The 20,247-nt window shown below is 37.6% G+C and carries 18 protein-coding genes and 2 tRNA genes; 13 read left to right on the top strand and 7 right to left on the bottom strand.

Annotated features, from left to right (window positions below; genetic code table 11):
* The first annotated feature begins 51 nt into the window (after nt 1-51).
* The gene (locus tag DHU68_RS08710) at nt 52-663 is read left to right on the top strand and encodes a polysaccharide deacetylase family protein (protein ID WP_108822600.1); all 612 of its coding nucleotides are present in this window, start codon (nt 52-54) and stop codon (nt 661-663) included.
* A 76-nt stretch (nt 664-739) separates the two neighbouring features.
* Here the strand turns inward: DHU68_RS08710 and DHU68_RS08705 are convergent, their stop codons facing one another.
* From DHU68_RS08705 to DHU68_RS08690, 4 genes are all read right to left on the bottom strand, one after another.
* On the bottom strand, nt 740-2,596 hold the full coding sequence (locus tag DHU68_RS08705; protein ID WP_108822599.1) for a mechanosensitive ion channel family protein: 1,857 nt from the start codon (nt 2,594-2,596) through the stop codon (nt 740-742).
* Between the two features lie 78 nt (nt 2,597-2,674).
* The gene (locus DHU68_RS08700) at nt 2,675-3,298 is read right to left on the bottom strand and encodes a pentapeptide repeat-containing protein (protein WP_108822598.1); all 624 of its coding nucleotides are present in this window, start codon (nt 3,296-3,298) and stop codon (nt 2,675-2,677) included.
* A 78-nt stretch (nt 3,299-3,376) separates the two neighbouring features.
* Nucleotides 3,377-3,450: transfer RNA gene (locus DHU68_RS08695), tRNA-Asn, on the bottom strand.
* A gap of 171 nt (nt 3,451-3,621) precedes the next feature.
* Nucleotides 3,622-3,695 (bottom strand) — tRNA-Asn (locus tag DHU68_RS08690).
* 82 nt (nt 3,696-3,777) lie between these two features.
* On the opposite strand from DHU68_RS08690, the gene DHU68_RS08685 reads away from it, so the two are divergent.
* The 11 genes from DHU68_RS08685 (at nt 3,778) to DHU68_RS08635 (ending at nt 14,202) form a co-directional block, all read left to right on the top strand.
* Nucleotides 3,778-4,752, top strand: coding sequence for an adenosine kinase (locus DHU68_RS08685; protein ID WP_108822597.1), 975 nt, complete (start codon nt 3,778-3,780; stop codon nt 4,750-4,752).
* Between the two features lie 88 nt (nt 4,753-4,840).
* Nucleotides 4,841-5,728 (top strand): ROK family protein, encoded by an 888-nt coding sequence (locus tag DHU68_RS08680; RefSeq protein WP_108822596.1) that lies wholly within the window; start codon nt 4,841-4,843, stop codon nt 5,726-5,728.
* Nucleotides 5,729-5,891: 163 nt separating this feature from the next.
* The gene (locus DHU68_RS08675) at nt 5,892-7,142 is read left to right on the top strand and encodes a S9 family peptidase (RefSeq protein WP_108822595.1); all 1,251 of its coding nucleotides are present in this window, start codon (nt 5,892-5,894) and stop codon (nt 7,140-7,142) included.
* A gap of 78 nt (nt 7,143-7,220) precedes the next feature.
* The gene (locus tag DHU68_RS08670; RefSeq protein WP_108822594.1) at nt 7,221-7,895 is read left to right on the top strand and encodes a hypothetical protein; all 675 of its coding nucleotides are present in this window, start codon (nt 7,221-7,223) and stop codon (nt 7,893-7,895) included.
* A 192-nt stretch (nt 7,896-8,087) separates the two neighbouring features.
* Complete coding sequence (locus DHU68_RS08665) at nt 8,088-8,357, top strand: co-chaperone GroES (protein ID WP_108822593.1); 270 nt, start codon at nt 8,088-8,090, stop codon at nt 8,355-8,357.
* Between the two features lie 78 nt (nt 8,358-8,435).
* The gene (gene groL / locus DHU68_RS08660) at nt 8,436-10,070 is read left to right on the top strand and encodes a chaperonin GroEL (RefSeq protein ID WP_108822592.1); all 1,635 of its coding nucleotides are present in this window, start codon (nt 8,436-8,438) and stop codon (nt 10,068-10,070) included.
* 131 nt (nt 10,071-10,201) lie between these two features.
* On the top strand, nt 10,202-11,098 hold the full coding sequence (locus DHU68_RS08655) for a hypothetical protein (protein WP_160111113.1): 897 nt from the start codon (nt 10,202-10,204) through the stop codon (nt 11,096-11,098).
* Nucleotides 11,099-11,125: 27 nt separating this feature from the next.
* On the top strand, nt 11,126-12,070 hold the full coding sequence (locus tag DHU68_RS08650) for a hypothetical protein (RefSeq protein ID WP_108822590.1): 945 nt from the start codon (nt 11,126-11,128) through the stop codon (nt 12,068-12,070).
* 28 nt (nt 12,071-12,098) lie between these two features.
* Nucleotides 12,099-13,178, top strand: a complete 1,080-nt coding sequence (locus DHU68_RS08645; RefSeq protein ID WP_108822589.1) for a hypothetical protein — start codon at nt 12,099-12,101, stop codon at nt 13,176-13,178.
* Nucleotides 13,179-13,213: 35 nt separating this feature from the next.
* Nucleotides 13,214-13,804, top strand: coding sequence for a hypothetical protein (locus tag DHU68_RS08640; RefSeq protein ID WP_160111112.1), 591 nt, complete (start codon nt 13,214-13,216; stop codon nt 13,802-13,804).
* A gap of 8 nt (nt 13,805-13,812) precedes the next feature.
* Nucleotides 13,813-14,202 carry a hypothetical protein gene (locus DHU68_RS08635; protein WP_108822587.1) on the top strand — a complete coding sequence of 130 codons (390 nt, stop codon included), beginning with the start codon at nt 13,813-13,815 and terminating at the stop codon, nt 14,200-14,202.
* A 16-nt stretch (nt 14,203-14,218) separates the two neighbouring features.
* Here the strand turns inward: DHU68_RS08635 and DHU68_RS08630 are convergent, their stop codons facing one another.
* On the bottom strand, nt 14,219-15,667 hold the full coding sequence (locus tag DHU68_RS08630) for a hypothetical protein (protein ID WP_108822586.1): 1,449 nt from the start codon (nt 15,665-15,667) through the stop codon (nt 14,219-14,221).
* A 622-nt stretch (nt 15,668-16,289) separates the two neighbouring features.
* On the opposite strand from DHU68_RS08630, the gene DHU68_RS08625 reads away from it, so the two are divergent.
* On the top strand, nt 16,290-16,706 hold the full coding sequence (locus DHU68_RS08625; protein WP_108822585.1) for a hypothetical protein: 417 nt from the start codon (nt 16,290-16,292) through the stop codon (nt 16,704-16,706).
* Nucleotides 16,707-16,800: 94 nt separating this feature from the next.
* Here the strand turns inward: DHU68_RS08625 and DHU68_RS08620 are convergent, their stop codons facing one another.
* Nucleotides 16,801-18,762 (bottom strand): hypothetical protein, encoded by a 1,962-nt coding sequence (locus tag DHU68_RS08620; RefSeq protein WP_108822584.1) that lies wholly within the window; start codon nt 18,760-18,762, stop codon nt 16,801-16,803.
* Nucleotides 18,763-19,177: 415 nt separating this feature from the next.
* Entirely contained in the window at nt 19,178-20,044 is an 867-nt protein-coding gene (locus tag DHU68_RS08615; RefSeq protein ID WP_108822583.1) for a hypothetical protein, read from the bottom strand.
* Nucleotides 20,045-20,247: the final 203 nt, after the last annotated feature.

Below are 20,247 nucleotides of genomic sequence, written 5' to 3'. Positions count from 1 at the left end.
ATAGTAAATAGGGTTCCTGTTGATAGGAATCCTATTTATCTGTACTCAGATATGTTGATAGAACAACCACCAAAGATATATCGCCTGTTTTTTCCGGGCTCGATGTGGCGTAAGCCAATCAAAAATCAAAAAACGGTATATCTTACATTTGATGACGGACCAATTCCCGAGATAACACCTTGGGTACTTGATGTCTTAGATGAGTTTGATGTGAAGGCAACTTTCTTCTGTGTTGGAGATAATGTCCGCAAGCATCCCGATATTTATCAGATGGTTCTCGAACGAGGTCATCAGGTAGGAAATCATACATTCAACCACTTGCAAGGGATACGTACTTGGTCGAAACGTTATATAGCAAACAGTTTTTTAGCGTCCGAATATATTAAGTCAGACTTGTTTCGTCCACCGCATGGACATGTTCGGATACCACAGTATTTCAAGCTCCGTAAGCACTTCAAAATAGTAATGTGGGATGTCGTTACACGCGACTATAGTAAGCTGCTGACACCCGATCAGGTGTTGGATAATGTGAAGAAATATACGCGCGACGGCTCGGTTATCGTTTTTCACGATTCGCTAAAAGCTGAAAAGAATATGAAATATGCTCTGCCAAAAAGTTTGAAATGGCTAAAGGAACAAGGCTATACCTTTGAACTAGTTTGATAGGAGATAATAGATGAGAGCGTAAAGAAAAAGCAGGCTGATATTAAGATTACAGCCTGCTTTTTTGATTTTATGGTTAGTCTTTTCTGTCCGAGTCTTCGTCCTTGTTTAAGTATTTGTCCGGCATTATTTTCTCTCGTGCTTTCCGCTGCTCTATGTATTGAGGAGATACTAATTCCAGCCCGGCTTCGTTCGATTTTATTTGTATTTGTTGGTGCAGATCTGAATACAACTGTGCCAGTTTATCTGCATTCTTTATGTAAGCATTTATTTGATAAATGACATAAAAATCATCAAGTTTCGTTTCCAGTACAAAAGGAGCAGGATGTTTCATAACTCCATGCGTATCTTTTGCTGCTGCAATCAGCACTTCATGAGCTTTCTCCCAAGGAACGTCGTATCCGTAAGTTACGGGTGTGTGTATAATCAATCCGTATGCTTTTGCCGATTCGCTATAATTAACCGTATTAGATGACATAATGGACGAGTTGGGGATTGTTATAATCTCATTTTTAGGAGTCTTTATGCGGGTTACAAATGGAGTTTTCTCTACTACGTGCCCTTCGGTGTCTCCAAGTTTGATTCTGTCTCCAATCCTGAACGGACGCATATAAGTAATGACTAGTCCGGCTATGATGTTGGCGATGGCGCTGCTCGATCCCAGCGATACGATAAGTCCTACAAAGATTGATATTCCTTGGAATGCTCCCGAGTCTGCACCGGGAAGATAAGGATATATCATTGCTATCATAAAAACATACAGCAAGAAACGTACGATATTGTATGTCGGTTGTGCCCAATCGGGGTAGAAACCTGTTATTTTTAACTTTTCACTTTCTATTTCACCTGCTATGTATTGTACCATTTTTACAAGGTAACGGATACAGAGATAGATAACTATAATGATAAATATATTCGGAAAATAATTGATTACTTTCCAGAAAATCATTTTTACGGGATTGAATATATAGGTGAATAGCTGCATCGCCAGCGACTCCGTTTGAGGAAAAATAGAGAAGAGTATAGGTATGGTGATGGCTAGTTGTATCAAGATAACAGCGTATTGTAACACTTTCGAAAAAAATAGCAATACGCGTCCTTGCTTGCGTGTATCGAGAAATTCATAGTCTTTGATCGATACAGGTTTAAGTTTGTTTGCAGTCAGCCATACTATTCTGCGGCGAAGTTTTCGGAATAAGTAGTTGGTCCCTTTCCATAGCAGGTATTGTATAATTAGTACGAGCAGGAAAAGTCCTATTCGTTTTGCGACCTGCAATATGCTGTGTTCTTTTTTAAGTTCGGTTATTTTGTTCGATATGGGAGGGATGTATTGTTTAGCCAGCTCTTGGCGGGATGTGTTTTGCCACAAGGCATCATTGTCTGTTACACTCATTATGACTTTGTCACCATACATGATATCGGAAAAAATCTCGCTTTCCTCAACATAGATAGTGTCCATGCCGAAACTGTAATCTTTTCCTATTGCAAGAATCGTTTTTTCTATAGTCTCTGCACGTTGGTGTGGAGTTAATGCACCTTTCTTTGTATAAAGTAGGAATAAGGTATCTGCGTCTACTATAACCGGAATTCCGTGTGTGACAGTTCTAAGGGAGTCAATTCGGCGACGCTGCTCGGCTTTTCTTATCGAATCTTTTGTTATTCCCGATGTGGCTTCATCCAGCTCCGTGCGTAAAAGAATTTCATTGAGCTTCATCTCTTGTATCTGAAGCATCATTTCCTGCATTTTGATAGAGTCCTGTAAGCGTTTGTTGATGGCAGGCAGGCTGTCTGTAACGGTGGTGTCGAGGAGTGCTTTATCTATTATTATTCCATCCAGAACTTCTTTTGCTCTTTCTTTTAACTGAGCTTCGACGGATAGAGGAAATAGGAATGTGATGATGCTTAACAAAAAAATGTATGTATAGCTTTTCATATTGCAGGAGGTATATTTTGTTTGTCTATGAGATAATCAAAAACCTATTGCAAAGATAGAATAATTATGCACAAGTTACTATTGGTTTGTTATCACTATATCTAGCGAATAGATAAGAGAGACTGCTTCGGGTAGCGAAAACTTGGCTTTTGTTACATTGTTCTGACAAACATCTATATCGTAATTCTTAGCAGTAGAGAGATCAGATCCGCGCAGATTGGTGTTCTTGAAAACAGATTGTTCCAAATCGCATCTGTTAAAAGAGCAATTCTCCATCGATGCATCTTCGAAGAAAGCCTCTTTTATTGTACAGTCTGTAAATAGAGCATTGGCTATATCCATTCCAACAAATACAGAATGGTTTAATCTACACGATTCAAATAGGATAGGGAAGGGTTGCTTCGATTTCTTAGTATTGCGAAACCATCGGGCTACCGTCCAGTCTATACCAATCATATCGCAACCGTCAAATTTTACGTTGTTGAAAGTGGTATTTGGTATCTTGGTTAACATCAAATTGCAATTGGAGAAAACACAGTTGTTGAAAGTGCAGTCGATAAGAACGCTTTCTGAAAAATTGCAGCCCTCAAACTCACACTCTTCGAAGTAGCCTTGAATTATCTCTATTCCCGAGAGCGATTCGTTTACAAACCGAAGGTTATTGTATTCTCTTATTCCGACTGTATATATCTGGGTATTCATAGAAATTAGATATTGTGTATAATCTCTTTAAAGATATATAAAATAAAAAAGCAACCACTGTTTTAGTGATTGCTTTTGCTCTTCCTCTTGGGCTTGAACCAAGGACCCCCTGATTAACAGTCAGGTGCTCTAACCAACTGAGCTAAGGAAGAATTCCGTGTCGAAAGCTTTATTGCTTAAACTTTCGGGTGCAAAGATATAAATCTTTTTTTATCGTGCAAAAAAATAATTCAAAATGTAGAAGAAATTTTTCTGCCTACAATAATAGAGTGTTCTGGTTGTGCAAAACAAAAAAGCAACCACTGTATTAGTGATTGCTCTTGCTCTTCCTCTTGGACTTGAACCAAGGACCCTCTGATTAACAGTCAGATGCTCTAACCGACTGAGCTAAGGAAGAATTTTATTCCCTTAAAAGTGATGCAAAAATAGGCTATAATTCTGAATTATGCAATATCTTTGCATAAAAATAATTTAAAAAAATGACAAAGATACTTGGTATGGGCAACGCCCTGGTAGACGTTCTTGCTGTAATAGAAGACGATAGACTACTTCATCAGCTCGAACTTCCCAAAGGCAGTATGCAGCTAATCGACAAAAAAAAGTTGGAAATAATAAGCGGAGAACTCAATAAACTGGAAAAAAACATCGTAGCCGGAGGCTCTGCATCGAATACAATTGTCGGTTTGGCGAACTTAGGAGTTAAAACCGGATTCTTAGGACGTATAGGTACAGACTTCTACGGAACATACTATAAAGAAGATCTGCAAAAATACAAAGTAAAATCGCACCTGACAGAAGTGAACGAAGCATCGGGCGTAGCCTCAACATTTATTTCTAAAGACGGAGAGCGCACATTCGGTACTTATCTGGGTGCTGCCGCTTTGTTGAATGCAAACGAATTACGCAAAGAAGATTTCGAAGGTTACAACTATTTCTATATCGAAGGCTATCTGGTGCAAAGTTACGACCTCATCAAGCAGGCAATCGTAATGGCTAAAGAAGCAGGAGCTAAGGTGGTGCTTGACCTGGCAAGTTACAATGTAGTAGAAGCCAGTTGCGACTTTCTGAAAGAAATCATTCCTCAGTATGTAGATATTGTATTTGCTAACGAAGAAGAAGCAAGAAGCTTGCTTGACATGTCTGCCGAAGAGGCTGTTGCAGTATTGGCACAGCAGACCGAAATTGCAATTGTAAAGACCGGGAGTGCAGGTTCGTGGATACAGCGTGGCGAGGAGAAAGTCTTTGTTCCTGCGCTAAAAGTAAATTGTGTAGATACCACCGGTGCGGGCGATTTGTATGCAGCAGGTTTCCTTTATGGACTTATCAATAAGCAATCTTTGAAGGTTTGTGGCGAGATAGGTACGCTATTGGCTGCGCACGTGATACAGATTATTGGTCCAAAGATTCAGGACGAACAGTGGGTTAGCTTGATAAAAGAAATTGAAAAATATTAATATATAAGAATGTGATTTTATCGAAAGGCTTATCTTTGTTGGTCTTTTTTATCAGATAAAATTCACATAACAATAAATTATTCAAAATATGAAAAAGTATGCTATCGGTGCAGATATAGGCGGAGGTCATATCACAGTTGCCGTTATCGATCTGGATGAAGCTAAAATATTACAAGGAAGCTACTGTCGTATGGAAGTAGAAGCTGAAGGTAATGCTGAGAATATCCTGACATCGTGGTCCGAGGCTATCATTCAGTCAATAGAATTGGCCGATTCGGAGGCTGGTATAGATACATCATACATTATAGGTATGGGGTTGGCAATGCCCGGCCCGTTCGATTACGAAAACGGTATAGCTAAGATAGAGGAGCAAAAGAAGTTCAGAGCGCTTTATGGAATGAATATCCGTACAGAATTGTCGAGACGTACCGGTTTCGACCCTGAATACATCAGATTTAAAAACGATGCCGAAAACTTCCTTCGTGGATGTGTTTTTGGCGGAGCAGCCAAAGGAAGCCGAAACGCAATAGGAGTAACCCTTGGTACTGGTTTTGGCTCTGCATACTGTGTAGATGGGGAGTCTGTCGACGCTGATCTATGGTGTGCACCATTCAGAGGAAAAACTGTCGAAGATTTTATTTCTACACGTTGGTTTATTACCCGTTACAGAGAATTAACTGGTGAGAAGGTACGTGGAGCTAAGTTCCTTATCGATGGGGTTGTAAACGGAACAGATGATGCAGCGAAACAAGTATTTGCAGAATTTAGCGAAGCACTGATCGAGTTCTTGGTTCCGCTTGTTAAAGAAAGGCAAGCCGATACATTGGTTATCGGAGGAAGCATTGCACTTTCGGCTCATTTGTTTATCGAGCCATTAAAAGCAGCTATGGCAAAAGAAAATCCTTCGACTCGTGTGCTGACTACCATCTTAGGAGAGGAATCAACTCTGCTTGGTTGTGCTAGCTTGTTGATGTAAATTGTTATACAATATATAAAGTAGGAGAGGGTCTGTGTTTTGCATATCCTCTTTTTTTTATTTCCAATATTTGAATTGATGTGAAATATATTCAGTAAAAGAGAAAAAAGTTGTACCTTGTGTCTGCCCTAATTAATTCATAACCATCAGATAATTAATCACTATGAATCGTTATATCCTTTTCTTTTTCTTGTTTTGTACATGTAATATTCAGGCTCAGAATGTTGCAAATTACGATGAAAGCAAAGTCCCAGACTATATATTGCCCGAATTGCTCAGATGCAACGATGGTACGGCGGTGACAACGATAACTCAGTGGGAAAACAAACGAAAACCCGAGTTGATGGAGTATTTCTACTCGCAAGAATACGGTCGCACTCCAAGTGAAAATATAAATGTGAAATATCAGATACTTGCCCAGAATCCCAAAGCTTTGGAAGGTAAAGCCACCAGCAAGCAGATTAAATTCTCGTTTGTGGAGAATGGAAAAACAGTAGAAGCATTCCTTCTTCTTTATATTCCTAATGCTGCACAAGGAAAAGTTCCCGTCGTGATCGGTTATAATTTTAAAGGAAACCATAGCACAACCACCGAAGAAGATATACTTTATTCATCTGCCTATAAGGAACTGAAGAAAAATGATCGCTCAACATGGACGAGGGGCGAACAAACTAATCGTTGGAGTTACGACCGTATTATCGATCGGGGCTATGCTGTGGCTACTATGTGGTACGAAGATATCTATCCGGACAGACCGGGGTTTGAAGAGCGAAGTATTGCCGCTCTGTTCTCCGATTATGAAGCGAATGTAGATAAGCCTGACAAATGGCAGGCAATTGGGGCATGGGCATGGGGTTTGAGCCGTATCGCTGACTATCTGGAGACGGAGGAAAAGATCGATTCGGAGAAAATGGCTATCATGGGGCATTCCCGTCAGGGTAAAGCTACGTTATGGGCGGGTGTGCAAGATGAGCATTTCAAGGTGGTTATTTCCAATAATTCAGGATGTGGAGGTGCAGCCCTTGCCAAAAGGGTATATGGCGAAAATATTGCTATAATTACAAAGGCTTTTCCTCATTGGTTTTGTCCTGCCTTCTCCCGATATGCCGGCAAAGAAGCTGAACTTCCGTTCGACCAGCATCAGCTCATAGCGCTTATTGCTCCGCGCAGTGTCTATGTAGCCAGTGCTGTCGACGATCAGTGGGCAGACCCTAAAGGAGAGTTTCTGTCAGCTTATCATGCCGGTCCAGTATATCAGTTGTACGGATTGAAAACTTTGGAAAGTGATACGCTTCCGGCTATAGATAAACCTGTAGTAACACCTTCTGTCGGTTATCATATCCGAACCGGAGGTCACGATGTGAAAGACTACGATTGGGAAAAGTTTTTAGACTTTTGCGATCTGAATTTTTAGTTTTTACAACCGCTGTATGTGCGATAATATGTTTAGAAAAATAGTATCTTCGTTTTCTATGCATAGTTTGGCAAGTATATGAAGAAATATATATTTAATACAGAAGAAATTGAGGATATAGAAGATAGTTTATATCTGATCGAAGATAGTCTGCAAGTTAAGCTTGAAGAAAATGAATTGTCTCATGTAAAGACTTTTGAGGAATTTGTAGATGTTATTCTATCTAAGCTTGATCAAGAGGATAGTGGTACATGTACTTCTCAACAAGTATTTTATAAATTAAGAGAACTAGTGGTCAAGCAGGGAGTATATGATCCTCATCGATTAACGACAAGCACAAGGCTAGACGAGATTTTTCCACGAAAAAATAGAAAAGTTTTGGTAAAGCAAATGGAAAAAGAGTTAGGAATTGAAATATATCTTATTGCTATGTCTAAATTTACTTTTCAGGTTTTAATGTTCTTGATGTTAGGAGCTATATTGATTATGATTTTTGATACAGTCATGCTTGGAATGACATTGTTTATGCTATCTGCAATTAGCTTTTATTTAATATGTAAATTCACAAAGAGGCTAAGATTTAAAACAGTCAGAGAATTAATTGAGGATATTCTGTTTTACAATTATATTCAATTGCGAAAAGATAAAACAACTGTCAATAAAAAAGAACTGAGAAAGTTATTCTTTAAAGTTTATAGTAAGGAATTGAATATTGACGAAAATACCCTGCAGTCTGCATCCTTTGTAGGTTAGTCTCATTTCTGCTTTTGACAGCATTTAGTTAACCCCCTTCTTCCCTGAAAAATGACGTCTTGTCAGTTTGTTTGTGTCAGAGTTCTGTTTTTTTGTCAGAATCAAATTTTGGCACACAATTAGCTATACTCTAAACTGAGAATAATTATAATATATATAAAATATAATAATAACAATTTAAATTTAAGAATCATGAGTATTAAACCATTAGCAGACAGAGTTTTGATTAAGCCAGCGGCTGCTGAAGAAAAAAGCGTAGGAGGTATCATTATTCCTGATACTGCAAAAGAAAAACCATTGAAAGGTGAAGTAATCGCAGTAGGTAACGGAACAAAAGACGAAGACATGATCGTTAAAGTAGGCGATAATGTACTTTATGGCAAATATGCAGGTACAGAGATCGAACTAGATGGCGGAAATTTCCTTATCATGCGTCAGTCTGATATTCTTGCAATTATTTAATATTTCATTGAGATAAGTTAATTTAATAAACAAACAAACTAATAGCTACAATGCTATTAGCTAAAAGCTAAAACAAAAATGGCAAAAGATATTCTTTTTAATATTGATGCTCGCGACGAACTAAAAAAAGGTGTTGACGCGTTGGCAAATGCAGTAAAAGTAACACTAGGACCAAAAGGTCGTAACGTAATCATCGATAAAAAATTCGGTGCTCCTCACATCACAAAAGACGGTGTGACAGTAGCAAAAGAAATCGAATTGGAAGACGCATTCCAAAATATGGGAGCTCAACTTGTTAAAGAAGTAGCTTCTAAAACAAATGACGATGCGGGTGACGGTACTACTACTGCAACAGTATTGGCACAATCTATCGTTAGCGTAGGTCTTAAAAACGTTACAGCAGGTGCAAACCCAATGGACTTGAAACGTGGTATCGACAAGGCAGTAGCTAAAGTTGTTGAAAGCATTAACGAGCAAGCTGTAACAGTAGGTGACGACCTAAGCAAAATAGAAAACGTAGCTAAAATTTCTGCAAACAACGACGAGGCTATCGGTAAATTGATTGCAGAAGCTATGGGTAAAGTGAAAAAAGAAGGTGTTATCACTGTAGAAGAAGCAAAAGGAACTGATACTTACGTAGACGTAGTAGAAGGTATGCAATTCGACAGAGGTTATATTTCTCCATATTTTGTAACAGATACAGAAAAAATGGAAGCTGACCTTGAAAACCCTTATGTGTTGATCACTGACAAAAAAATCTCAGTACTGAAAGATATCCTTCCTATTCTTGAGGCTGCCCTTAAATCGGGACGTTCTTTACTTATCATCGCAGAAGATATCGACTCTGAAGCATTGACTACACTTGTAGTTAACCGTCTTCGTGCAGGTCTTAAAATCTGTGCTGTTAAAGCTCCAGGATTCGGCGACCGTCGTAAAGAAATGTTGGAAGATATCGCTATCCTTACAGGTGGTACAGTAATCACAGAAGAAAGAGGTCTTTCTCTTGAAACTGCTACTATCGAAATGCTTGGAACAGCGGACAAAATCACAGTAAACAAAGATAACACTACTGTCGTAAACGGAGCAGGTAGCAAAGATGCTATCGCTGCACGTGTAGGTCAAATCCGTACTCAAATGGAAAAAACTACATCTGATTACGATCGTGAAAAACTACAAGAGCGTCTTGCTAAATTAGCAGGTGGTGTTGCAGTTCTTTACGTAGGTGCAGCTTCGGAAGTAGAAATGAAAGAAAAGAAAGACCGTGTAGACGATGCTCTTTCTGCAACTCGTGCTGCTATCGAAGAAGGAACAGTTCCTGGAGGTGGTGTAGCTTACATCCGTGCTATCGATGTGCTTGAAGGTATGAAAGGCGATAACGAAGACGAAACAACTGGTATCGAAATCGTGAAACGTGCTATCGAAGAACCTCTTCGCCAAATCGTTGCTAACAGCGGTAAAGAAGGTGCTGTAGTAGTACAAAAAGTACGTGAAGGAAAAGGTGACTTCGGATACAACGCTCGTCTTGAGATCTACGAAAACTTAAACGCTGCAGGTGTTATCGACCCGGCTAAAGTAACTCGCGTAGCTCTTGAAAACGCAGCTTCTATCGCAGGTATGTTCTTAACTACAGAATGTATCATTGCTGACAAACCAGAACCAGCAGCTCCAGCTCCGGCAATGCCAATGGGCGGAGGAATGGGTGGAATGATGTAATAACATCCCCAAAATAGAATAACTCAAAGACGAGTACCTATCTGTAGGTGCTCGTCTTTTTTTGTACTCAGGTCTAATGCTGATAAATATAAATGAGTATATTTAAACTTCAATCAGAAAACACAACTGTTATGGAAAAACTATACACTGTTCTATTACTCCTGTTTACATTCTCTTTGTCTACTAATGCTCAACAAAAGGACGATCTCAAAGGTCATCCCATAGTAGGTGTGTGGCATCTTCAAAATGTAGAAGAAGAGACAATAAAAGAGATGGGTGTTACCTACGTGGTATTTTCCGAATATGGAATTATGGCTCTGATAGGATTAAATAGTGATTTACCAGATCCTATTATAAAAGAAGTATTCGAAGCAGCTTACTTTGTTTCAGGTTCAGAGATTTCTCAAGTAAGAAGAAATAGAACGCGGCCTCAAACGACAGATTATAAGCTTGTAGGAGAAGATATTTTATATTTGACAGTCAATGTGGAAAAAGCAAGTCGTCGCTTACTGAATCATCCGGAATGTGACTTTATAAACGAACCTGATTTTGTTGATTTCCCTATCACAACGAAATACAAGTTAAAGAAAACAAATGATCAATTGACAGACCTGAAGAATCATCCTCTTACTCAGGGGACATGGAAGTTCGAAGATGCGAAGTATGAACTAGAGCCTAAGGTAGAAATAGAAGATGAGTACTGGGCTAATTCTTTGAAAGAGGCTATCTTAGATTCTTATGCCGATCAAATAAATGCTTTGTACGAAACTATAGGCTTTGAAGAAGATGGAGTAGCTGTTATCGATGAAGAACGAGGAAATTACTGGGTGGTAGATGATAAAACTATCGGAATTGTCGGTTTCCGTGATAATGGTAATTTTGCCAATTATCGTATCGAAGGAGATATGCTTGAACTAATCTTGTTTCAAGAAGAAGAAAACCTAGACCTATATAGACAGATCGGAGAAACCGACCTGCCCCATATTGATAGAATAACGATGAAAGTGATATTCCGTCTGGTAAAATAACCAAAGAATGTAATATCTTAATTGCGAATGAAAAAACTATACATATTTATTTTATTCTTACTGTCTCTTCCCCTGCTCGGCGTAGCTCAGCAAAAAGACGAGCTGAAAGGTCATCCCATAGTTGGTATCTGGATGCATGAAGATTTTGATGCCGAAGTGAGTCTTAATAATAAAGATATAGAGGCTAAGGTGAAAGACTATATAATGGGGTTTAATAAAACTTACGAAGATAAAGGGGATGAACTCTTGATCTTTACAGAAAACGGAGGATATATACAAGGTATGTATGATAAAGGAGATTTGGGAAGCTCTTCTATACAAATATTTTATTTTGGTCAATACTCTATTTCGGAAACAAAAGAAGGTAAGGAGGGAGTTTTAAACGAAAAATATAGCTATAAAATTAAAGATGATAATCTTTACATGTCTTTTGATAGTGTGAGTGTTATGCAAATATTGCAAGAGGTAACTAAACGTGAGGGTGTAGAAATGGATAGTATATCTATTTTTAGTTTAGATATAAAAGCAAAACTGAGAAAAACGGACCTACAGTTGGCAGATCTACAAAATCACCCGCTAACGCAAGGATCTTGGGTACTAGAGGATATTGCATACGAGCTGAGTCCATCTGTTAAAGATGAAGAAATAATAAATAAAGTAAAAGCTAATCTAAATGACCTGATAGATCAACAAATGGCTTTTTGGGATAAAAGTATCTTATTTAGAGAAGATGGAACAGCTTCTATTGTTTATGAAGAGAGGCCTTATTTTATCGTAAATGAAAGAATGCTTTATGTATATGCCGGCTGGAGGTCTGCTGATTCTTTCGATTTCAGTATCGAAGGGGATAGATTAATATTAACTATATCAGATGTGGAAAAAGAGATAGAGTTAAACTCCTCGCTCGACGAACAAATATTACCTTTTGTCGAGGGAGCAGCTGTGAAAATGATATTCCGTTTAGAAAAATAAACCAAGATATTTATATCCTAAATTGCAAATGAAAAATCTGACACTTATATTCTTCCTCATCCTTTGTTGCTGTGGTCAGCTACTAAGCCAACAAATTTATGATATCTACGACTTCACAGATCGATATGGATTGTTCTTCACGGCATCTGACACTGTAGAACAAGATGCAAGTGCATACTTTCGTTTGTATGACAGAGCAACGGACGAGATAATCCTCTCAGCCGGGGACGATGAGATGAAGGAATATGTTAACTCTGCGCCGGTGCTGAAGATTAGCAAAGATGTACTCCAGCCCAAAAGATTCTTTTTTACGGACGATTATAATTTTGATGATAAACCCGACTTATGTGTTTTAGACCGCGAAATATATGACGAGGGGTGTTACTATCCCAGTCAGCAACAATTCTTTTATTTGTCGTCAAATGATAAATTCTTATTTGATGAAGAATTAACTAGTCTTTATGCTGATTGTACCTGCTATAGAGGAGGCTTCGTAGAACCGAAGGCTGATAAAAAACTCCTCTTGTCCGGATCGAGTGGGGGAGCAGCCTATCATAGTTATAACTATCATAAGTGGGTGGATGGAAGTCTTAAAATTGTTGATTCTTTTACAGAGGATGGTTTTAAGAATCCTATCTATTACCTAGTCGAAGGCAGTCGTTTTAACGAAGATGGAACATCGGAAGAATATGCCTATAAATATCTGGATACTGATTATCATAAACCCATTTTTAGTTTCGAAACCCAGAATGGAAAAGGACGGGCAGTGTTATTCGTTTACGAAGGTAATCTTTATTATGCCTTTCAGCAAGAAGACGATAAAATCTATTTTGCCTACCCCGATCACCCCGACAAGGCAGCGATGAAAACCTTTAATTATAGTGTAAACAATAGTCCAAAAACGGCTCAATTGTCTTTCGATAGCGGGACAGTAAACTATACCATCCAGAATCAAAAGACAGATGTAGGAGAAGAAAAAGCATTGATAACGATCACTGTCAATGGTAAGAAAACTGTTTGGCAGGGGAAGCCCTCAACTATAAATGGTTCTCTCTTCGATATTCAGCCCAAAGAGAAAAAACTAGGAAATGTAAGCGACGAACCTTGATCGAATACTTATAATAACTACATAACTTTATGAAGGTGAGAAAACTATACATATTTCTTTTAGCATTGCTTTCTATCTCTCTGGTCAGTATAGCTCAGCAAAGAGATGATTTGATGAATCATCCTATTGTCGGTATCTGGGATCTTGACAGATTCAAAATTAAGGTTAGCTCAGCAAACAAAGCTTTTGAAGATCAATTAAATCAAACTATTAGTGAAAATGAAACTAAATTTATGAGCGAAATGGGAGGTAGCTATATGGTATTAACTGAGCAAGGAACTCATATTCTAATAGAACAAAAAACTGACCTGACTGAATTTGTCGTAAAAGAGGTTATTCTCAGCAACTACTTTACCTCGGGGTCATTAATGGGGATAGAGGGGAAGGAAGGTGTTTTGAAAGGATTTTTTAATTATGAAATTTTGGACGATTACTTATATCTGATATTAGACAAAAAAGAAGCTCGGCAAATACTCGAAGACTCGGATGATTTCAATTCTATGGAGGATAATACTTCAGTTGATTATACCTTCGATGCAAGGGTAAGGTTCAAGAAGTCGGCAAGACAACTAACAAAGCTCAAGAACATCCTATTACTATTGGTACTTGGCTTTGCAAAGAAGTAGTATATGATGTGGATGTAGATACCGATAGGGAAGAAGAACGTGCAAAAGTTATAACCTTGTTTGAAGAGTCTTTTCAAGATAAAATAGCTTTCTGGAACAATATGTTACATTTTGGATCAGATGGAATTCTTTATGATTTGACAGAACCTCAGAATGAGGATACTCAGTATCAGATGTATTATTTTATTTCAGACGATTGGTCGATAACAGCCATCTCATCCGATAATACTATTTATTCTGCTGATTTTCAGATTGAGGATGATACGCTAGTGCTCACAATCTCCGATCTGGAAGGTGACTTCGAGGTATATGCTTCTCTTGAGAAAGAAAAACTGCCTCCCGTAAAGAAGGCAGCAATAAAATGTAGTTTTGTAAGATTAAATATAGTCGGGGAGTAAAAAACTAAATTAAAGTCTAGTATAATCTTTGATAAGTAATATAAACCTCACGGGTATTATCTGCATCATCCTTATCCTTTGTATTCTTATTATCGACCCAGCCCGTAAAGAATACTCGATACCATCTGCCACTATAGAATAGATCGATAGTCATTGTTTCCTGCGAAGTGACTCCATGTCCCATGGATGTATCAGGAGTAGAGATGCCCATCATCATATTCTCTCCGTATCCCATGTACATTCCATTATCCAGATCTTGGTAACCTCCAGGAGCAAGAATAACATTGCCTCGTCCACGTCCTTCTACCGAAGTAACACCTCCCCACGAATACTTAACGGGTTTGTTCGATACATTGTATATTCTGGGAATGAAAGATATAGGATGATCTCCATTAGAATGTTGGTCAAAGTAAGCATCTAGTCTCAATGCATCTTCGATAATGGGCATATCTTCTACAAAATCACTGACTAATACATTTCTTTCGCTGGCAAGCATTGTTCCGTGCCAATATTCAATTTCACCTTGTTTCAACGAATTTGCACCTACTGAAGCAGAGCAAACATTGCCTGCGAAATCAATCTCAAAAGTAGCTAATTCGGGACTTGACTCACTTGGTATTCCAGATAAATTAAATATCATCTCTCCATTGCCATAGGCAAGATTCCCCGGTTGTAAGGTGGCTGTAAGTCCCGTTACTCCGGTAGACTCTATTGTTAAGTCTGCACCATAATATCCTCCGTTACCGCCAAAGTAAGGAACAATAAGAACACCTTCGTATTGTTCTCCAGCTTTGTACGAAACAGGATTCATTCTGGCATTGATACAGTCTAATCCTGATATTTGAGGGTTTTTACTAGTTCCTGATACAAATTGCCTCCATTCTTTACCGTTCCAATATAAATAGCCTTCAACAGGAAATGCCGAGTTAGCCCCTGTGTTATAAATTAACAATCCTGTTGTAGGGTTTGGAATAGTAACAATATCTGTTGGTCCACTTAACTCTATACGAGGTAGTAAAACTCCTTTATTCTTAGAAACCACATTAAAGATTGCAGTAGGATCAATGTTATTCGGATCCCCTATTGTTACCAGTCCCATCTGATAAATATTATCGGTGTTAGAGGTCGCAATCTTATTAGTCCCTGATGTCATCCATGGTTCAATGGTTTTTGCAGCGACCCATTTTTCTCCATCCCAAAATTCTATTTGTCCTGTGATGATGTTGAATATTGTTAAGCCTTTACTTTTTTCAAGAGATTCAAGAAGTTTAGTGTTCATCCCGTTTTTATCATCTTCTGTTAATTGAGGTAAACGTAGTCCTCCTGTATGTGTAGCTTCACTATGTATTTCGAGAATCGAAAATTTTTGAGGAGGATTATTTGTTCCTATGGATACTTGAGCTTGAATAGCTCCTGCCTTAAAAAGAAGGCACAATAAAGCTAATGTAAATAAAGATTTTTCCATTTTTGTGTTTGTTAAGAGTAGTTGTGATTAATTAAAATAGGGACGGATTTTTGTAAATTATAATATTAGGTGTGTGTATTTGATGTTGTTTGCGCGAAAGTAATTTATAACTTCTTATTCTAGATTGTTTAGGATGTTAAAAAATGGAATTGTGTGTTATTTTGTCTCTTTTTGTATTATATGTGTCTCTAAATGTAAGGTTTATTAATGTGTTCTTTGTGTTGTCTAGTCCTTCTATAGATGTAGCACTTTTCCTTTTTCATTAGCAAGATTCCCTGATTGTAAAGAAATAGTTAATCCTCACATTATGTGTTGGTAGACTCTACTGTTATATCAGCTCCAAAGTATCCTTCGTTATCTCTAAAGTAAGGAACTATTAATACTCCTTCATTGTGTTGACCGACCTTGTACGAAACTGGATTATTCTAATGGGAGTTTTTATAAAATGCTATGAATGCAGGGGGCGTGAAATGTCAAAAGAAAGTAATTGGTAAAGAGTTGTTAGGCTAAGTGAAGATGTTAAATTTTATTCTAAAGTTCATTTTTGTGGCTTTTTTGTTTATACTTGCTATCTTATTAAACCTATGATATCTTTTTGTAAGATTAATTTATCTTATAGTTAATGTTGAAAGTAAAAATTATAATATTATTATTCCCTTTTTTGTTGATGAGTTGCTCTTGGGAGTATGAGTATACTTACGAAATAGAAAACACTCTTGGAGATACACTTGTTGTTAAAACGTCTATACATAAAGACGACTGCTTTTTAGTCAATGATACCATACTCAAAATAGCGCCTAACGAGACAAAAATGCTAGCTCATGATACAAGCAATAGTGCTTCGGCAAAGTATCATGTGCCTGAATGTGAGTATGAAGATGAAGATATTGTAGTTCCTCTGGAAGTTCGGTTCGATGTGTATTTTGAAGGTAAGTTACTGACTCAGGAACTGAGGAAATTCAAGTTTTGGGAATTTATAGCAGAAAAACAACACAGTGTTTATCGATTGAAGGTAACAGAGAATATGTTAAATAAATAAGATTATTGGAAATTATTATTGATAATATACAATGAAAAAGGTAAGGAAATCGTTTCCTTACCTTTTTCTGTTTAATATAATTTACTGACTATAATTATTTTGGTGTGTTTATCCCGTTAAACTGAGCCTGTTTGATAGCCCAAGCTAAGATATTGGCATACAATCTCCCATTTTCTACATCACCTCCGGTCCAAGTGCGTGTCATTGGTCTATAGTCGTTGTCAAAGGCAACAGGGTAGGCTACTCCGGTTGCGGCACTTCCAGCACTAGAGCCAGCTGTACCATTGTAATTAGCAAAAACACCACCTTCTCCTATCCAGAAGAGATTAAAATATTTGTGTTTGAACATTATTGGTTTTCCGTTCTCATCTCTGCTATATACAATCAGGTCTTCTTCAGGTAGCCCTGTCACACTGATAGCTCCACCCATATCATTTCCCCAATATTTACCTCTTATGTCTCCAAAGGGTCCTTTCAGTATTTCGTCATCCATAAATCCCATCTGATATCTCATAGTGCTACGCCAGGTAGTCGATACAGAAATCCCTGGATATAGAGCTTCACAGAAGGATTTCATCATATAATCTCTTTCTAGAGCAAGAATCATCACTCCTCCCTCTTTTAGGTAGTCGACCATATATTGAGCGATAGTGGCTCTGTCAGAAGCATTAACGATAGCTAAGTCGAACCCAACAAGTACAATTTCAGGTTTTTGATCAAACATATCTTTTACTCTTGCAGGCTCATAGGCTGCACCTCCCATTCCTTCACCACTCAATATTTGGTGGTTGAATGTTTGTGTAGGACTGTGTTTTACTATTCTTACAGCACTGTTTTCATCTGTCCCGAAGTTGATGTCCGCATCGGCAATCAATCGGGTACCTTGAGGTTTTCCGCCCACTATTTGCATAATGTATCCGGCAGTATTATTGTACCATCCCCATCCATATGTTGTTTTTGTAGAGTAAGCAATTGGCACAGTAGCTTTACAGGTTTCTTTCGATTTTACACTATTGGATGTGATAGTCATTACTTTATCATCGAAATTAGTAGGAGTTCCATATCCTTGAAGTACCACTGTTTGTTCGCCAACAGTGGTAAGTAGTCCTTGTCCTTTAAAGTAAATACCATCTACGGTATTGGTCTCTATAATGTATTTAGCACCTATAGCTTCAATATCTACATTCAGCGTAACTGTTATATAATTATCGTCAGTTAATTCTTTGTCCATTTGGTATACTCCGTGAACTTTGGTTTTACCACAAAGCATAGTATACAACGGTTTCACTGAAGAATCTTCGACTACTATATATTTAGGATTACAAGCGTCCATCGGCTTGTTGTTGAATGCAATTTTTATCAAGTCTCCAGGCTCTCCTTCAGGTGTGAATTTGACAGGTGTTCCAGCACCAGGAACCGAAAGGAAGTAATATCCCGGAGTAAGGAATACACCACTGGCTGTAAAATAGTAACCATTATCGGGAGAAGGGCGAGCTGTCAGTGTATATGCTTCGGCTTTTTTTACATGCAGAGGTATTGTCATATAGTTCCCAGCTCCTAAAGCCACTTTATTCTGGTACTGTCCTATAAATTGTAACGAATCACAATTTCCTAGTTCTGCAATGGCATTTCCCATTTTTTCTTGAAAACAATTCCATTTTTCACCATCCCACTGATTCAGTCCAAGACAAAGTTCCTCATCGTCATTTTCTGTCAGGTTGTATACTATTAATCCTTTGTGTGCTGGTTTTTCGGCAGCATATGTAGCGTCAGCATTCGGATCATAGTCAGGATCATCAAAGTTTGAAGCATTATAACCAGCTTCTCTAATGAAAGGGTATAATTGGTACTTCTTTTCTAAATTTACTCTAGGAAGAACTAATCCACCTTTGGTCGCTGTTACTCCTCCTTCTTTACTCTCAATTTCTTTGATGTCTAAAATAGCGGCTTTTTCGGGAATAAGATTGCTCCCAATTGTTACTTGTGCCTTTATAGGCGAACTTCCATTTGTAATTAACAACAAACAGAGTAGGAAAAAAGTTAATTTAATCTTCATTGTTTTATAAATTTTGTCTAAGGTTATTTTTTATACAAAATCAGATTGAGGTCATTTCGAAAAAATGTGTGTGATGAATGAGCTACAAAATGTATTCTTTTGTATAAAAAACAAAAATGTTGTGTGTGAATAATATAATTTGTTATCTAATCTTTTTTGTAAAATGTGTAATTAATACGCTATAACCTGCTGCTACAGAAGTAAATAATAGTCTTATTGACGCAAAAAACAGTACTTATAACGCAAAATTAGTATGCAAATATACTAATATCTATCATATTATCAATATATGGATAAGAAAAAAGATAGACTCGTTTATTGATAGGTTCAAGTATACGGGATTTTATAATAAATGATATTGTAGAGAGTTGAAGAAATGTTTGTACTGTTCTTTTTTTTGTTATGTTTTATTCTCTTAAAGCTTACGAGGTTCGGCTATCACTGTATAATAATGATATGATTCTTTCTTTTCATTATCTACTGCTCCCAATAATGTAATGTGAGATTTATCTGTATCCCATATCGCAATAGGCATATAAGTAATACCTAAACCAAGTCCATCGAGTGCGATAACAAACCGCTTATGGTATTCTTCAAGTAAAGGAGAGTTAGCAAAGTCTTCATTCTTGTAGTTGTAGACAGGATTTCCATATAAATCAGTTATGTATTCGGACAAAAACTCGCGCGATTCTGCACGTTGTTTTAGTTCATCTGCATTCGGGTCTGATATAGGAAATGAGCCTACCGTATATTCTAGATGAGCATATGGTTTTTCTCCTTTGACGTGAGTTAAGCTCAATTGAAAATTACGAACCACATTATTATATCCTCCTACACTATAATTGCCAGGCTTATCGTTGTTCTCCCATTTTAAGCTTAAAAAGTCACCATCGATATAACATTTGAATTTCAAGGTATCAGCTTCTGCTATCTTTCCTTCTTTATATCCACTGATGATGGCACTATAAATACCCGGTTTTAAGAATGAAATGTCCATATTACCTGTAAGGGATTGCTGTCCGGCTATATATAATTCTTCGTTGAGGTCGGGTACACCCCATCTTACAGAATCAAATCTGTCGAATAGCTTAAAAATACTATGTTGCATATCGGGCCAAATGCTCGTAGGCTCCAGAACGTTTAAGTCTTGTTTCCACGATTGTAAAGAAAGCTTGTCTACTATCTGTGTCTCTGGAGTATCTGGCTCATCGTTATCGCACGAATAGAAAAGGAAGGAAGTAATTGCTGCAAGTATGTAAAGTGGATAATGATATGCTTTCATAGTTTTGTCTGTCTCAGTTTACATCCATAAATTTAGTAATAAAATAGGAGCAATAAAAGATATTCTCTCTTATTATTCATCTTTGTTGAGTGATTATATTTTTAGATGGTGCTAATTGAACAATCTTTCTCCTTTTCTGACCAATAAAAAGCCCTTTATGTAACGATAGAAGGCTAATTTCGTGTTGTCGTAATTTGAAGCGG

Source organism: Dysgonomonas sp. Marseille-P4361, from assembly GCF_900343125.1.
Lineage (GTDB): Bacteria > Bacteroidota > Bacteroidia > Bacteroidales > Dysgonomonadaceae > Dysgonomonas.
The sequence above is the reverse complement of the archived record's forward strand: the minus strand, read 5'-3'. Positions and strand labels throughout refer to the sequence as shown.

Coding starts and splice junctions, on each gene's coding strand:
- DHU68_RS08655 (WP_160111113.1), top strand. CDS start 10,202: ATGGAAAAACTATACACTGTTCTATTACTCCTGTTTACATTCTCTTTG.
- DHU68_RS08700 (WP_108822598.1), bottom strand. CDS start 3,298: ATGAATACCCAGATATATACAGTCGGAATAAGAGAATACAATAACCTT.
- DHU68_RS08675 (WP_108822595.1), top strand. CDS start 5,892: ATGAATCGTTATATCCTTTTCTTTTTCTTGTTTTGTACATGTAATATT.
- DHU68_RS08710 (WP_108822600.1), top strand. CDS start 52: ATGTTGATAGAACAACCACCAAAGATATATCGCCTGTTTTTTCCGGGC.
- DHU68_RS08620 (WP_108822584.1), bottom strand. CDS start 18,762: ATGAAGATTAAATTAACTTTTTTCCTACTCTGTTTGTTGTTAATTACA.
- DHU68_RS08645 (WP_108822589.1), top strand. CDS start 12,099: ATGAAAAATCTGACACTTATATTCTTCCTCATCCTTTGTTGCTGTGGT.
- DHU68_RS08665 (WP_108822593.1), top strand. CDS start 8,088: ATGAGTATTAAACCATTAGCAGACAGAGTTTTGATTAAGCCAGCGGCT.
- DHU68_RS08670 (WP_108822594.1), top strand. CDS start 7,221: ATGAAGAAATATATATTTAATACAGAAGAAATTGAGGATATAGAAGAT.
- DHU68_RS08625 (WP_108822585.1), top strand. CDS start 16,290: ATGTTGAAAGTAAAAATTATAATATTATTATTCCCTTTTTTGTTGATG.
- DHU68_RS08705 (WP_108822599.1), bottom strand. CDS start 2,596: ATGAAAAGCTATACATACATTTTTTTGTTAAGCATCATCACATTCCTA.
- groL (WP_108822592.1), top strand. CDS start 8,436: ATGGCAAAAGATATTCTTTTTAATATTGATGCTCGCGACGAACTAAAA.
- DHU68_RS08650 (WP_108822590.1), top strand. CDS start 11,126: ATGAAAAAACTATACATATTTATTTTATTCTTACTGTCTCTTCCCCTG.
- DHU68_RS08685 (WP_108822597.1), top strand. CDS start 3,778: ATGACAAAGATACTTGGTATGGGCAACGCCCTGGTAGACGTTCTTGCT.
- DHU68_RS08615 (WP_108822583.1), bottom strand. CDS start 20,044: ATGAAAGCATATCATTATCCACTTTACATACTTGCAGCAATTACTTCC.
- DHU68_RS08630 (WP_108822586.1), bottom strand. CDS start 15,667: ATGGAAAAATCTTTATTTACATTAGCTTTATTGTGCCTTCTTTTTAAG.
- DHU68_RS08680 (WP_108822596.1), top strand. CDS start 4,841: ATGAAAAAGTATGCTATCGGTGCAGATATAGGCGGAGGTCATATCACA.